The 15,829-nt window shown below is 31.4% G+C and carries 14 protein-coding genes; 4 read left to right on the forward strand and 10 right to left on the reverse strand.

Going from position 1 to position 15,829, the window contains the following annotated elements; translation table 11 throughout:
* Positions 1–11: 11 nt before the first annotated feature.
* The 7 genes from AW729_RS00230 to AW729_RS00265 form a co-directional block, all read right to left on the reverse strand.
* A complete protein-coding gene (locus tag AW729_RS00230; protein WP_112123181.1) occupies positions 12–704 on the reverse strand; it encodes a 4Fe-4S double cluster binding domain-containing protein in 693 nt (230 codons plus the stop codon).
* A gap of 36 nt (positions 705–740) precedes the next feature.
* Positions 741–1,022 (reverse strand): hypothetical protein, encoded by a 282-nt coding sequence (locus AW729_RS00235; RefSeq protein WP_112123182.1) that lies wholly within the window; start codon positions 1,020–1,022, stop codon positions 741–743.
* A 565-nt stretch (positions 1,023–1,587) separates the two neighbouring features.
* Positions 1,588–2,109, reverse strand: a complete 522-nt coding sequence (locus AW729_RS00240) for a hypothetical protein (protein ID WP_112123183.1) — start codon at positions 2,107–2,109, stop codon at positions 1,588–1,590.
* A gap of 124 nt (positions 2,110–2,233) precedes the next feature.
* Entirely contained in the window at positions 2,234–4,753 is a 2,520-nt protein-coding gene (locus tag AW729_RS00245) for a calcium-translocating P-type ATPase, PMCA-type (protein WP_112123184.1), read from the reverse strand.
* 297 nt (positions 4,754–5,050) lie between these two features.
* The gene (locus AW729_RS00255; RefSeq protein ID WP_112123186.1) at positions 5,051–5,794 is read right to left on the reverse strand and encodes an SDR family NAD(P)-dependent oxidoreductase; all 744 of its coding nucleotides are present in this window, start codon (positions 5,792–5,794) and stop codon (positions 5,051–5,053) included.
* A 286-nt stretch (positions 5,795–6,080) separates the two neighbouring features.
* The gene (locus AW729_RS00260) at positions 6,081–7,160 is read right to left on the reverse strand and encodes an IS4 family transposase (protein ID WP_162685679.1); all 1,080 of its coding nucleotides are present in this window, start codon (positions 7,158–7,160) and stop codon (positions 6,081–6,083) included.
* 727 nt (positions 7,161–7,887) lie between these two features.
* Positions 7,888–10,386 carry a right-handed parallel beta-helix repeat-containing protein gene (locus AW729_RS00265; protein ID WP_112123188.1) on the reverse strand — a complete coding sequence of 833 codons (2,499 nt, stop codon included), beginning with the start codon at positions 10,384–10,386 and terminating at the stop codon, positions 7,888–7,890.
* Between the two features lie 267 nt (positions 10,387–10,653).
* Between AW729_RS00265 and AW729_RS00270 the strand changes: the two genes are divergently transcribed.
* The 3 genes from AW729_RS00270 (at position 10,654) to AW729_RS11075 (ending at position 11,763) form a co-directional block, all read left to right on the forward strand.
* Complete coding sequence (locus tag AW729_RS00270) at positions 10,654–10,836, forward strand: MarR family transcriptional regulator (protein WP_112123189.1); 183 nt, start codon at positions 10,654–10,656, stop codon at positions 10,834–10,836.
* A 289-nt stretch (positions 10,837–11,125) separates the two neighbouring features.
* Positions 11,126–11,380: a TfoX/Sxy family protein gene (locus AW729_RS00275; RefSeq protein WP_112123190.1), complete on the forward strand. Its 255-nt coding sequence runs from the start codon at positions 11,126–11,128 to the stop codon at positions 11,378–11,380.
* Positions 11,381–11,601: 221 nt separating this feature from the next.
* A complete protein-coding gene (locus AW729_RS11075; protein ID WP_162685680.1) occupies positions 11,602–11,763 on the forward strand; it encodes a hypothetical protein in 162 nt (53 codons plus the stop codon).
* Here AW729_RS11075 and AW729_RS00280 read toward each other — a convergent pair.
* The 3 genes from AW729_RS00280 to AW729_RS00290 all read right to left on the reverse strand — a co-directional run bounded on the left by AW729_RS00280 (position 11,760) and on the right by AW729_RS00290 (position 14,012).
* Complete coding sequence (locus AW729_RS00280; RefSeq protein WP_112123191.1) at positions 11,760–11,984, reverse strand: hypothetical protein; 225 nt, start codon at positions 11,982–11,984, stop codon at positions 11,760–11,762. The two genes, AW729_RS11075 and AW729_RS00280, sit on opposite strands and share 4 nt — an antisense overlap.
* A 62-nt stretch (positions 11,985–12,046) precedes the next feature.
* Entirely contained in the window at positions 12,047–13,156 is a 1,110-nt protein-coding gene (locus AW729_RS00285) for an SAP domain-containing protein (protein WP_162685681.1), read from the reverse strand.
* 628 nt (positions 13,157–13,784) lie between these two features.
* The gene (locus AW729_RS00290; protein ID WP_112123193.1) at positions 13,785–14,012 is read right to left on the reverse strand and encodes a hypothetical protein; all 228 of its coding nucleotides are present in this window, start codon (positions 14,010–14,012) and stop codon (positions 13,785–13,787) included.
* Positions 14,013–15,495: 1,483 nt separating this feature from the next.
* Here AW729_RS00290 and AW729_RS00295 point away from each other — a divergent pair.
* Complete coding sequence (locus AW729_RS00295) at positions 15,496–15,828, forward strand: helix-turn-helix domain-containing protein (protein ID WP_112123194.1); 333 nt, start codon at positions 15,496–15,498, stop codon at positions 15,826–15,828.
* Position 15,829: the final 1 nt, after the last annotated feature.

The following is a 15,829-nucleotide window of genomic DNA, read 5'->3' on the forward strand; positions in this document are numbered from 1 at the left end:
AATTAACACTACTATTTACTGTTCATATATCTTTGAGTGTACGGACAGGCATAAATGCATTTTCCACATACTGTATCAGCTTTTCCCAGGTTAATTTCTGATATCTTAAGGGCATATTCCTCGCATTTCTTATCATTATAGAATTCGTTTCTTTTCAATCTATAATTCCATTCGATACCGCTAATTGCACCAGCCTTGCATGCATTTTTGCATTGGTTACAGTTTGCACAATTGGATTCAAGTATTGGATTTCCATATTCCAGTGGAGCATCGGTCATTACGGACGTCAATCGTAGTGCAGATCCATACTCCTTTGTCGTAAGAAGTGCCGATTTTCCAATCCAGCCCAGCCCTGATTTTGTAGCAAAAGTTTTATGGGGCAGTTCAGATGAATTGAATTCACCGAAATCTTTTCCCAATCTTTTCTTGGTCTGTGCATAAGCCTTATATCCTCTTTCAATTAAATACTCCTCACAAAGCATTCCCAATTCATCCAATTTCGTGTTGAGGTTCACTAATTTCAATACATATTCTTCGGTAGGAGCATTTGCCATTCCTCTTAGAATGTCCTGTGGATATGTAATGTAGAATACAACTCCCGATTTTAATTCGGGCATTATCGTAACGTCAGAAATGTCTGCATATCCTACCTTGGTTGCACCGTGATCTGTCAGGTATTTTCTCAAATTCGATGATAAACTCATTATTCATTCAACCTTTTTAAAAAATCATTGTTCGTTCTAGAATAGGGACTTGTAGTGTTCGTATTCGTAACTTATCAGTGTGGGATTTCTAAAGCATTTGATATTTGAAATCAGTATTTTCTTGTTGTCTGGGTCCTCAAATTCCCTCAAGAGGTAATAGTTGTTTTCATTCTTTAAAAGTTCATTTTTAAAATCTGGATTATTCAATGTTTTTATAGCTATCAAATCATTTTCGTCATATTCATTTATCAGTTTAAGCCTATTTAGTAGACATATAAAATATTCTTCATTGAAAATATAGCATAGGATTTTTTCCAATTGTAGATTTCACAGCTTATCAGATATTTTTCCATAACTATTTCGTCCTGCTTTGTATCGTTGTTTAAAGATATGTCTTCTTGTATTAATAATTATATGCTTTATATTACAAATGCATGAAAAACAAATGAAAAAGTAATAATCGGATTGGAAGGACGTGTTTGTATTTTGATACTTTCTTCTATTTAAATTCATTTTATGATTTATTAAAATAGTACTTATGGGTATGTCTGTTATTATTATATGCTTGATTTTTAAGAATTTGCTTAGTTATATCCTATTGAAGTTATTTACAAAGTGTCAATATAGATGTCGTTTACAAATACTCATTTTTTTAATAATTTCCGACACTGCTTTTTACGAATCATGATTAAATTTTTAAAAACATTTAAACATCCAATCTATTTTCACATAAGATCACATATAATCGTTTACTGGATTAAAAAATAGTAATAGGTTAGATGAATTAAAAAATAGTTTCAAACTTCTTTCATAATCAATGGGAAAAGTAAATGTTGGATATTCAAAATAAGTATTGAAAATATATCCAACATCAGCTTCCTTTTTAGTCAAAATATACGGTTTGACTACCTTTACGTTTTTCAAGATAACCGGTTGCGGTTATTGTTTGTCCATCACATGTAACTGTTATAACACATTTATCCGGATATCTGGCCATTGAAGCGGTATCAGGTATATAAACATTACCTTCACCATTGACGGTATAGCTTTTTGCAGGCTCGTTGATTAATGTAACACCATCCCTATAATAATCCATGGACAATGACAACGTCTTTCCGGCATGTTGACTACCAACATTAACGGTTACCTGTTCACCGGTATTTGGATTTCCATCCGCATAGAAAGTGGCCCAATTAATCTTCTCAATTGGATTGGAATTACCACCGGATGCAGAATTCTGATTGGCATCGTTGCCGTTTTGATTTGTATGGCCTAAAATCTTATCAATAATGCCCGGATTATTATAATTGTCATTGTCTGTATTGATGATTATAAAAGTACCCGCTATCAGTAACACGCATATGAAAACTGTAAAACATATGATGATTAAATTATTTTCCCTCATTTGTCAACATTCCTAAAGTTATTATTTAATAACTATGATTTATGTATACTTAAAAGTTTTTGTTAAAAATAAGAAATAATATAATGGATATTGATTAAAAAAAGATAAAAATGAATAGGAACATTTAAATGTTTAAGAACTTCCTTTCAAATGCCCTTATTACCCGTTCTGCCACAAATATTAGCAGACCCACCAATATTATGTAAATCCAGCTGGTAGGATTTATGGCTGTCGTTTTAAATATGGTCTGTAATTGTGGAACATATATTGCACACAACTGCAGGATAAATGACAGGATAACGGATATGTACAGTGTTTTATTGGTTTTGTTGCTGTTACTTTTACAGTTAAATACATTGAACAACTGATAAACAACAAATACACTGAAGGCTATGCTGCTTGCAACCAGATAACTACTTCCATTATTTAATTCATAGATGTACACGCCCAGCGTTCCACACATCATCACAAGACCGATTAATGTTATGTGTATCAGGTTTTCATTACTAAGCAGATTATCTTTTGTAGGGCCGACATTCATGATGTTCTTGTCTGATGGCTCAACACCAAGAGACTGGGCCGGCGGACCATCCATTATAATGTTTATCCATAATAGCTGCACAGGATTAAACGGCAGAGGTATATACAGCAGGGACGAGAATAATATCGTCAATATTGCCGCAATATTTGTTGATAACTGAAACTTAATAAACCGTTTTATATTTGAATATATGGTTCTTCCTTCCTTTATTGCATAGATAATCGTTGAAAAGTCATTGTTTTCCAGTATCATATCGCTGGAGTTTTTTGCCACATCGGTACCGGACCCCATGGATATTCCAATATTCGCATTGGTAAGTGCCGGTGCATCATTGACACCATCACCGGTCATGGCAACGATTTCATCCGATTGCTTGAGTGCCTTGACTATTCTCAGTTTCTGTTCCGGAAATACCCTTGCATAGACATTGTATTTTTGAACGGCTTCAATTAACTGGCTATCCGTCATGTCACTTATCATATCTCCAGTTAAAACATCCTCCGCATTGTCAATGCCTACAAGTTGGGCTATGCTGCTTGCAGTATTTTTATGATCACCCGTAATCATCTTGACTGTTATTCCCGCATTTTTACATGTTGCTATGGATTTTGACACTTCCGGTCGTGGTGGATCCATCATGGCCATCAAACCGGTAAATATCAGCTCTGACTCCAGTAACCTAACATCATCGGGGCATTCATCATCCAACTTTTTATATGCAAAAAGTATAACCCTAAGTGCATTATCGGTATAAACTCCTAGTTTTTCCTTAATATCTTCTTTGTCCTGTTTTTTGAGTTCGGATATTTTACCCTCTTCACTTTTATAGGTGCATAAGTCAATAAGTAACTCCGGAGCCCCCTTAACCAGGATAAATTTCTCGTTATCTATGATGTTGATTGTACTCATCCGTTTTCTGATACTGTCTAATGGATATTCATGAATTCGCTCTGAATTATAATCCTGTGTTGAATTGTTTATTGTGTAATCAAGTATTGCAATGTCTGTGGGATCTCCTATGTGTTCACGAGATTTTTCATCAATCTTTGCATTGTTACACAGGTATCCTATCTTGAAGGTCATGTCACTGTCTTTGATATAGCTTTCAGTAACGGTTTGCTTGTTCATGGTTAAGGTTCCTGTCTTATCGGTACATATGACATTACATGAACCAAGGGTTTCAACTGCCAGCAATTTTCTAACGATAGCCTTGTTTTTTGCCATCTTCTGCATACCCAACGCCAAAGTCAAAGTCAGAACCGCGGGCAGACCCTCCGGTATGGCAGCTACCGCTAAGCTTACTGCTGTCATGAATGTATTTGCGGCAGGTATTCCCTGAATCAATTCAAGTACAAATATCACTACACATATTACTATTCCCAACAGACTTAAGGTTTTACCCAGTTTGTCAATCTTTATCTGCAGTGGAGTATCCTCTTTGTCATCCTGTATTAACGTGGCAATTTTACCAATTTCCGTATCCATTCCAATGGCAGTTACGACACCTTTTGCTCTGCCGCTTGTCACGGATGTATCCATGAATGCAATGTTGTTGTGTGAGTTGTCCGTACATACATCATCATACTTATGTACGGGTAGTGATTCACCGGTTAATGAGGATTCATTTATCTTCAAATCATAACTGTCGATGATTCTTAAATCCGCAGGTATATTGTCTCCTTCCTCTATAAGGATAATATCTCCAATTGTTACGTCTTCTGTATTAATTCTGATTTTCTTGTTGTCTCTTAATGCTATTGTTGTATTTGTTGTCATTGATTTAAGGTTTTCCATTGCATTTTCGGCTTTTCTTTCCTGTCTGTATCCTATTATGGCATTCAATATGACAACGAAGAATATTACCAGTGAATCTATGAGGTCATTTATCAGAAATGCAACTATTCCCGCTATTATCAGCAATATCATAAGTGGCTCAGTGAATTGGGATAGGAATTCCTTGAGTTGGGATTCTTTTTCCTGTTCTATCAGGGTGTTTGATCCATATTCCTTATTTCTGCTAATGGCTTCATTTTGTGATAGACCGTTGATACTAGTTTCTAATGATTGTAAAACCTCTTGTTTAGAAACTTCTTCCCATTTCATCTTTGTACTCCCATGTGTTGACTTTTATTATTATAAAACTAACTGTTATTAATTATTAATATTTTAGTTTGTATAACTTTAAAAATTTAACTATTCTTTTGTCAATTGGATAATATTTTTGTTATATGGTGGTGATTGTCTTTTTCATGTTCTTTTTTATCAAAAATGGCTGTTGGGATATAAACTTTTAATTTAAGAATCAGTTGTGGTTGAATATTATATTTTTGTATAATGGGGTGGTGATTTGGATGTGAATTTTTTTTTAAAAAAAATAAATTGTGGGAAATTAAAGGGGATTTATATTTCAAATCCACCGTCTACTTTGATGATTTGTCCGTCCAGGAATGCTGAGTCATCACTTGCTAAAAATAGTGCTACTGCTGCAATATCTTCAGGTTCTCCGCATCTTTTTACAGGACATTGATCTATCATTTGTTGAAGTGCTGCTGGTCCACCGATACTGTCTACCATTGCGGTGTGTATAAGTCCTGGTGCTATACCGTTACATCTGATTTCAGGTCCTAATTCCCATGCTATGGATTTTGTTAAACCGGCCATTGCATGTTTGGAATCTACATATGCTGCAAATCCGTGGTGAGCACCGAATGATGCTACAGAACATGTGTTTACTATTGTTCCTTTACCTTTTTCTTTCATTACTGGTGCTACTAATTGTGTTAATACTAAACTTGATGTGACGTTTACGTTAAATATTTTGTTCCATTCTTCAATGCTTAAATCCATTAATGGACTCATGCTTAACATACCTGCATTGTTGAATAGTACGTCTACTGTTCCGTATTCTTCCATTGTAACATCGAATATTTTTTTAACGTCATCTAAATTGGACATGTCTGCAATTACATATATTGCTTCATTTCCTTCGGCTTTAATGTCATCAACTACTGCTTTTGCTCTTTCTTCATTTCTACCTGTTACCACTACTTTTGCTCCTTCTTGTGCAAATAGTTTTGCTGATGCTCGTCCCATTCCGGATGTTGCTCCGGTTACAATTGCTACTTTTCCTTCTAATTTTGCCATAATAAATTTCTCCTAATTATCATAATTAATCATGATATTAATAATATAATTTATTGTTTTACTACTATATAAATCTTTTTGAAAATCATGAAATTATTAAAATAATATCAATGTCGCCAGGTTAAGATTTTTTAAATGAAATTCTTTTTTCTCCGTTTTATTATTATTCTCTTTCTTTAAAATGTTGGTTTGTATTGTGTTTGTACGTATCTGTTGGGTGTTATTTTCTTTCTTTCATATTGACGGGGCTTTTTAACTTTGTTTGGTGCGGGTATGCATTTTTTTATTAGGTTGTTGATGAAGTTTTTACTTTTGATGGATCCAATATTGTTTCGAATAAATCTATTTTTAATCTGCTGATAAGGTTGGATTGATTTACTTCGTAGTGATCGTTTTTTCCTTTTTTTCTCATATTTTTGTTAATTATTAGGTTTAAGTATATTTTGGAATAGCAATATATGTTATATAGTAGAAATGTGGCGTATATGTCTTGTTGTATTCCAATTTCTGTTTGTGCTGTGTAGTTTTGTATTTGTAGTCTTTGTTTGAGTGTTTTGTATGTGCATTCTATTCCCCCTCTGGCATTATATATTTCTTTTAATTGTTCTTTACTCATTGTTTCTTGTGGTAAATTTGTTATAAGTGATTCTATTTCACCAGTTTCTAGTTCTATGTTCACGATTCTTAAATTCAATGCATTAACAACTCTCATTTTATTTTTAAAATGATTACTTTTGAATTTTTTTCGTCTTATTTTATCTAAGCCTATCTGAACTATTTCATCATCAAAAGTCATACCTTCACGTTCACAGGTGTATGTGTCTTTTTTTAGTCTAATAACGAAAAAACTATGCATTTCTATTATTCTAACCATTAATTCTATGGAATTATGTCCTCTATCAAATATAAAGATGGATTCTTCAGGAATTATCAGTCTTCTACAGTTTTCAATATTTTTATGAATCAATGTATGTTCGCCTACGCCTCTTCTTCCGATTAAACCATCAATTATGAAATCATTTAGAACATCAACAACTCCTGAGAAAATAACTTGTGGTACTCTATTATAATTTTCTGGAAATCCAAATTCTTTCAAGGTTAACTTTTTATTTGGTAATTCAAAACGAGATCCATCACCAGCAAATAAACGAAATCCATAAAACGTTCTAAAGAACTCATTATTCTTTTGAAAATTTATATAACCAATATTTCTCAGATAATTAATGCTTATTCTTTTAAACACATTATGATTGATATTGATTCTCTGTTCTGAAAAACTCTGTTTACGATAACTGTCAACACCATTTTTAACATAGTTTAAATGAGTATCAATATTATTCTGAATGGTTTTACGTTGATTGAACAATATATGTTTAACATAATCACCAAAACCCCCTATATGAATGTTTTAAATAATATGAAAAATAGTAGTAATTAATTATTAAAAAAAGATAGAAGATGAAGATTAATCATTTCCTTCATCATATACATAATGATTATTTACTTGAATCCATTCTTTTGATATTGGATTGTATTGATATCCATTATACCATAAGGATAGTTCTTCATCAGTCATTTTTCTTTACTGATATTTTAGCAGGTTATTTTTAAAGCATTTAGTTCTTGAATTGTGTAACAACAAGTATCTATCTGAATTTAGCTAATGAATCCTTTTTATATAGTTTTTATCCTTGTGGATATAATTCTCTATTTAGCAGGATTTTTTTTATTTTATTTCCATTCATATTTACCCTTAAAAAGTATTTTTTTCATAGTGTAATATATGGATTTTATAAAACGAACAGTTTATATTCCTATTGTTTACGATAAAATAAGTAGCCAACTTTATTTTGTTTAACAGTATCATACTACCTTGGTTATTGAACATACTCCTTTTAACTGGAAATTAATCAAATATTATCGCTTCAAGCAAAATAAGTCAAAATTCCAGTTCATTGAGGAATTATATCGATTAAACTAAAGTAAAAGAGGGTGTAATTATGATAGGAATGTTCATCTTTAATTGGGGAGTTAAACTGAAAAATGGGAATAATCCCGATGGCAGCAAAGCAATAAAAAATGAGGGTTGGAGGTTAATTTATTATATCTATGGTATAAGTAGTATTTCTTTGACTTTTGTATGCTAGTCTGTCTTGGGTTACTATTTCTATACTGACGTATTTGTTATATTCGGGGATACTAATATCCTTAACATTCAACACACCATTATTTGAATAGCAATACATTTGCTGTGTACCATTTCTAATGCTAATGCCATTTATTTTTATTACACATTTGTTGGGTCCAATTACTACATTGCCCAGATAATCTTTAATAGTTGCCATTAAAGATAGTTTGTGCGTCTTGTTGTTTACTGTTGCATTGTTTATGTTTATGGTAATGGTTGATCTTTCAACCTGGAAGGTGGACGTGTTTCTAATGTCTTCCTGATAGTTCTTGTTATAGAAACCTGCAAGTATCGTATGATTTTTAACTGTCATGGATTTACCGTCAGTCACGCAGGATATTCCTAGGGGTATGGTGTAATTAACCGTGGCTACACCATTAACTAATTTTACCTTAAGCATATTCCCTTCGGAGTCTTTAAGTGTGATGCCGTTGACCTTGAAATACACGAATTCATCAGCATAATCGATTAGATTGTTGGTTTTTCTACCATTTGTCGTATCATACACTTGAGCTTTAAGTATAAGTATCTGTCCCTGTTTGATGGTTTTAACGTTACTTGAAATTACTATCGAAGCATTTCTTCGGAATATCATCATTTTAACTGCACTGCTTACGGAAGAGTTATATGAACCTGATGGGATGTATGATGCCGTTAATCTGTTGGCATTTTTCATCTCTAAACTTGGAGTAATAGTGGCAGTAGCCACTCCATTATCTACTTTTGCCTTTAGTGGAGTGCTGCTACCTGTAAGTTTGCCGTTATCCTTTATTGTAACGCCGTTTATTTTGAAGATTACGCTTCCATATTGTACATTTAGATCATATTCGTCTGTCACTTTTGCAGTTAGTGTTAATTTTTCTCCTATTGTCCCGATGACTGTTTGCAAGGATATGCTTGTATAAATACTCTTATCCTTCAACGTATCCTCAAATATATTGTTTGTGATGCTAACATTATCAGCCTTATTGAATATGGTGTTGGAATAAATAGAGGTATCTTCATTAATATTGTCTTTAATTATTGCAGTTTTTTGGCTTGTTATAGCTTTTCCTGTCCGGTATGCATTATTTTGTATGAATGTGTTTCCCGTTATATTGCTGTTATCTTTATCGTTGTATATTGCCGAACCATAACCGCTATTATTTAGATTGAACATTATATCAAGTGTCTGATTGATAGGGTAATGTGCACTATTATTGAAAAACATTGAATCGGATACTGTCGTCGGTGAATGGAGTGCACCTCCATTCTTGTCGGCAGTGTTATTGGCAAATTTGCAATTACTTATCTTCCCGTAATATGTTGCCCCACCGTAATTTGCAGAATTGTTGGAAAATTTACAGTTATCTATAATAATATCGCCATATATTGCTCCTCCATAGGATGCATGATTATTTATGAAGTTTGATTTTGTCAGGTTTATGTTAATGTTTTCCTTGGATTCTATTGCTCCTCCAACAATCTCGGCACGGTTATTTATGAAAATGTTGTTATTGAATGTGGCATATCCTGTAGTTCCGTGGATGTATATTGCACCTCCATTTGTAGCCTTGTTATTGATGAAGTAATTGTTATCTATTTGTCCATGTTTCTTGTTGCTGGTGAAAAATACTGCTCCTCCGTTTGTAGCTGTATTGTTGTTGAATGTATTGTTATAAAGTAGGGTATCACCATAATTTTCAGCGATAAATATCGCCGCTCCATTTGCGGCCACGTTGTCTTTGAATGTACAATTTTGTATTAAATTAGTATCTCCGGCACTGTATATTGCACCTCCCGTATTGAATAGTCTTCCTGCAGTATTTTTTTCAAATGTGGAATCAAAAATCTGGACAATACCTTCTGAATAAATCATATTATTTGAATTATTAATGAAGGTGCAGTTTTCCACGGTTATACAAGAATAATGTTCTCCATATATGCATCCTCGAGTGCTGGCATTAAAATTAACGAGTGTTAAGTTAACTAAATATACAGAACCTTTTATGTTCATAAATTCCTTTTGATTGTTTCCATAGAGAGTATTGTTATTTCCATTAATGACCAATGTGTTTAAAAAATTACCGGTGTAACTTATAACTTCTGTAGCATTATAATCTCCCTTATTGAGATTAATTGTATAATATTCGTAATTATTGTTCTGGGCTTCCTTAACCCTGTTTACCAATTCATTAAAATTTGAAACGTTGGTGTTGTATGAAGAAGTTTTAATCTTTTTTTCTTCTTTTTGCATTACTTTATCTTCAACTACACTATCCAAATTCTCTGATAAAGAGTGAGTGTCCTTCACCATTTCATTTATGCTATCTGTATTTGAATCATGAGGTAATTCTGTTGCACTTACAATACTCATAAATAGTAGCAATAATGTAACCAAAAGCATTATTATCTTAGTATTCATTCTCTTTTGCCTTCTTGTATTTTTTTTTTAAATGATTAGTTGTTGATGATAATACATATAGATATTTTTTTATTTAAATTTTACTTTTATTTTTACATTATTAGATGTATATTGAATAAATCCATTATACATTTTCTTATCTTGATTCTCTCTTAATATAATTAATTTATGATTGTTTACTAACAATTGAACGATTTAAAAAAAATAATTAAATTTAGGGTATATTATAATACAAATACCAAACAAATATGATAACAGGTGATAACCATGGACGATAAGGATAAAGTAATTGAGGCATTCAGAAATTCGGATGATCCATTAAACGCCAAAAAGGTTAGTGAAATCTCCGGAGTTGACAAAAAAGAAGTAGATAAAATTATGAAAGAACTCAAGAAGGATGAAACGATTATTTCTCCGAAAAGATGTTATTGGACTTTAGCAGAAAAATAACACTCTTTTCTTATCTTGATTTTTTTTATTTTTTCATTTTGTATCTATTTTTTCTAATATCTGACATTGATTAATCTATTTTTAATGTTTTGACCATTTGAATGTGACTGGAAAGTGAGTTTCCAGTAGTCAATGCAATGAGTTATTGAACTTTTTGATATTTAACTTAAATTTTGCCAACACTTTGAACTTAAAAAAAAGTATAAATCGTTAAACAAACAAATTTCTTAAAGTGGAAATTCACATGAAATTATCATTTTTTTCCAAAATTAGTTGGTGGGGTGTATAAATGGGAAAGTTGTCTAAACTGCCGAATATCGGAAGGGTATTGGAGGAGCAATTAAATTATGCCGGGATAACTATTGTTGATAATCTGATTAATCTGGGCAGTAAGGAAGCATGGCTAAAAATTAGAGAATTGGATGAAAGTGCATGTTTAAGTAGATTGATGGCATTGGAAGGAGCCATCCAGAATATTCGATGGCATGACTTATCCGAAGATGATAAAAGAAATCTAAGGGATTTTTACAATATGCAGAAGTAAACTATCTGGTGTTAATAATCAGTTTTTAAAGGCAAGTTTTGAATATATGGCAATAGATTCATGAGAGTCTAAGACTCTTTATTATTGCTCGTTTGAATAGTTTAAGATTGTTGTTTTTGGGTACATATGTTTTTGTATCCTTTTTTGCTTTTGACAGACTTATTTAAATGGATTTATTAATCTGAAATAATAAAAATAAATTAGAAAAAAGAAGTATTTTTATGGCTGGACCGATAGCACCGACAGCGGATATTGAGACCGAAGAGGAACTGGAAGCATTTTTGGAATATAGCAATAGACCTCGTACAAAAGAAGAACTGGAAAAGTTTAAAAGAGCAAGGCAAGTATATGCAAGTACAAAAAATGAGAAATTAGATTTTTAGAATATAACATGGTTTTCAGGATTGTAACGCTTTAACCATCGTAGGTCTATACCGACAAGTATGTATATATTATCGTTTATTCCCAATTCTTTCGTTAAATTGATATCCAAGTCTTCAGAATTATTCACGCAATCATTTTCAATATCTTTTATATCTATTGGAAAACCATCCCTATCGCCATCTAATAGTATTTGTCTTGCAGATTTTTTTTCTTCACTCATAATATCACCAAATCCCAATTATATATAATCATTTAGATATTTCATTCTAATTAGTATATAGTTCAATCCCAGTCCGCCACGTTATGATTGATGTATGTTTTTCTCCATTTCTTGTCCAGTTTTTTAGGGCTAGTCTTGGAAAGCAACGTTGGAAGATTTTCTATCAGCACATTCAGCGGTACCGTAATATGTTCCAGGTTGGAGTACTCCTTCACTATAACGGCTTCAACATCATAGTCATTTTTGTTATATAACTTGCGTATCTTATTCAACGTATTTTCCTCTATCAGTTCATCGCAGTAAAAGAAGATATCTTCAGTATCTATAAGATTCAATTTGGCTATAAACAGTCTGACCACTCCCCTGAAGTAGTTTTCATCATCTTTGAAGTGATGATACACATAGTTCTGATTTCTGATATGGGTAGTGTAGTCGAATTGATCTTCATCTTCAAGGGCTTTTTTTATGTGCAGCTCCAGAAATTCAATGGTAGCCTCCAGAAGGTCGTCTTTATCCTCTATGAACTTTCTGTATTCACAGTAATGATACTCATTTAATGGGAAGTCAAATAACTTGTTATACTCATGGCTCTTAAGGTATTCCACACCCTTTGGCGTAATCAGATAAATCGTATAGTCATAATTCTTAAATGACTCGATGCTGTTGAATTCTATCTCTTCAAGATTGACGTTTTCCTTTATTCTCTCGGTCAGTTCCTTCTTGTTACCGCTTATCTTCAAGTTGTTTTTTCGAAGTATGTCCTCTAAATCCTTTTTCTTAAGATCTTGAACGGTATTTTCCCAGTACTCCGGTATCAGATACTTGGAGATAAAACCCTTGTCCACAAGTTCGTCAAAGATTTTTCCCGTATCGTTTCGTTCATATTCCTTAGCATTTTCACTTATAATATCCTCGATATTGTCTGCATAATAATAAAGATCCTCTAGTGACTGGTAAAGGCACAGTTCATAGGTATCCCATATGGACTTGTGTGATTCATCCAGCCTATAGCATAATTCATCATCATCATCCGATTCATCATCGAAGTTGTCGTCATCATCAAAATCAAACACGTCATTGGGGTCGTTGTAGTTGATTATTGTGTTTCCATCCTGATAATAAAGGATATTTTCCTCGGGATTTAACAGTATATCGGCGGTTTCTTTATCCATTTTACTCATACTCTCCAGAATATCTGACAGAACTTCCTTTGCTTCATCTTCTGTTATGACTTCCTCGTCCTCATCACCTTCATATTCAAGGTTGTACCCACAGATATTTATTGCTATTCCAAAAGATACTTAAACCTAATAATTAACAAAAATATGAGAAAAAAAGGAAAAAACGATCACTACGAAGTAAATCAATCCAACCTTATCAGAGATTAAAAATAGATTTATTCGAAACAATATTGGATCCATCAAAAGTCAAAAACTTCATCAACAACCTAATAAAAAAATGCATACCCGCACCAAACAAAGTTAAAAAGCCCCGTCAATATGAAAGAAAGAAAATAACACCCAACAGATACGTACAAACACAATACAAACCAACATTTTAAAGAAAGAGAATAATAATAAAACGGAGAAAAAAGAATTTCATTTAAAAAATCTTAACCTGACGACATTGAAAATAATATATTGATTCTAATTTTTTATATACATTATTTACTATTATTCGGTTAAAGCATATATTGTTTATTAAAAATGGATTATTGATGAGAAAAATCATTATGAATAAGTAATATTGGGGATAAATTGATTAAGTGCTAATGTTTTATGGAGATTAAGGGGTTGAGAGTTATAACTCTTCAAGAATCTGGAGACTAACCGGTTTTAAGATTTTGAAATTAACATTATTTTTCCAAAACCCTTTAATATAACCCTTTTCCTGTAATTTGTCAAAGTAAGGTTTTAGTTCGTCATGCCATATGTCGATTTCTTTGAATTTTTTATTTGAAATTATTGTTCCAACTTTTTTATCAAGTAAGATACTGCCTAATATTGATTGTGCTATGTTTATTGTCATAATTTTGCCTCCTTTTGAAATTCAATATAAAAAAATTTTTATTTACTTTTGGTTATTATAATTTCCACTTTCTTATATATCAGTCCTAGTATTTAAACTTAACTTATTTTGTCTTAAGAAAAAATTTAAAAAATTTAAAAAAAATAATCATAAGCTTTGATAAACTCAAAGCTCCTGTTTGCTACGTTGATAAGAATAATCTGTTTTTTAAACTATAGTATCCTTGCCTAATCTGGATATGCTCTGAAAACTTTAATATGCAAATTCCATCTTGATTTTTAAAATGAACCTTAAACTAGTTAATACCTTTAAATCTGCATAATACTATCCTATTTTTAAATGAACAATTCTAACCTTTTTATTTTTTGGAGATGATTAAAAAGGAAATTGTACTTATGATTTAAACTAATTTTAATTGAGTGATTTTCTGTATGAATTCGATTTTTTGATTAACCTCTACTTAACCATAACGTTTAATTAATGGAGATGTTTTATTTACAATAATCTAAGATCTAACGAATTTGATATTTATAACATGCAATACTTAACTTAGTCCTACAAACACACCCATGTTGTCCATAAATCCTATTTATTCAAAAGATATTATTTTACTGTACATACATGTGTAAATTCATGAATGCAATGAGGTTTTACATGGGATTTATGGACTTATGGGTCTTAAATGGAATATTGTCCATTCAAATATGTGAATTTATTTGATCATATTCATTTTGGCATATTATTCCATTAAGATTTATTGAATAAAATTTATGACGATACACATTTTTGATTAATCATAAAGTATATATTCAATACATTTGTTTCAACATCAAGCCGATATAATCAAGTTTTTTCATTTTGATTATGACCTGATGTGGAGATGAATTTTTGTGAATTTACATTCACATTTTCTAATATATTATAAGTAGTATATAAATGTTGGCATAAATTATTATTTTTTTAATTTTTAATTATTCCTATTGTCCTATTTATATGTATTGAATAATTTTTGTAATAGTCGATTATTATTTTAAATTAATATAAATAATTTGGAAAAAAATGATAAAAGTCATAAATATTATTCTATGAAGATATACTTAGTTTAAATAATAAGAATCCTTATTTTTTCAATAAAAAAATGAGATTTTTTCAGATAATTATTCTTGAAATCTATGATTTTTTTGAACAACAGGAACTCATGTCATAGTATTATCTCCAATTTTGGGATAAATATTCCATTTTATGTCATAAAATATTCTAGGATATGTGAAATATATTCCTTAAAGAGGCAACAATGCAATTATATTAATTATTTCATTTTTATATTGCTAATTTATCCTCCAAAGATGCCCAATAACAAGTAAAGTGCTATTTTTAGATTTTAATGGAATCTTCAAAAAACATTCTTGGAATATAATTATAGATTAATATAAATAATTATTATGTCATAAATATATTATAAGAAATAATCGAGTGGATAAACATGGAAGAAACAATAGGTGAAAGATTAAAAAATTTACGAAAAAATTATAATTTCACTCAAAAACAGGTAGCAGGATACCTTGGATACAACCAGGGTCAAATAGCTAAAATAGAAAATAATCAACGTAATCTGACAGTATCCTCTTTAGAAAAATTATGTGACTTATACAATTGCTCTGAAGAGTATATCCTGGAAGGAAATTCGGATTATTCAAAACCAACATTTGCTTTCAGAACGGAAGAAAAAAATCTGGATTTAAATACCATAGCAAGAATGAATAAAATCATTAAAAACATAGAATTATTGGCTGACTTAACAAATGAAGATGATTAAA

Origin of the sequence: Methanosphaera sp. BMS, assembly GCF_003268005.1 — an archaeon.
In the GTDB taxonomy this organism is placed as follows: domain Archaea; phylum Methanobacteriota; class Methanobacteria; order Methanobacteriales; family Methanobacteriaceae; genus Methanosphaera.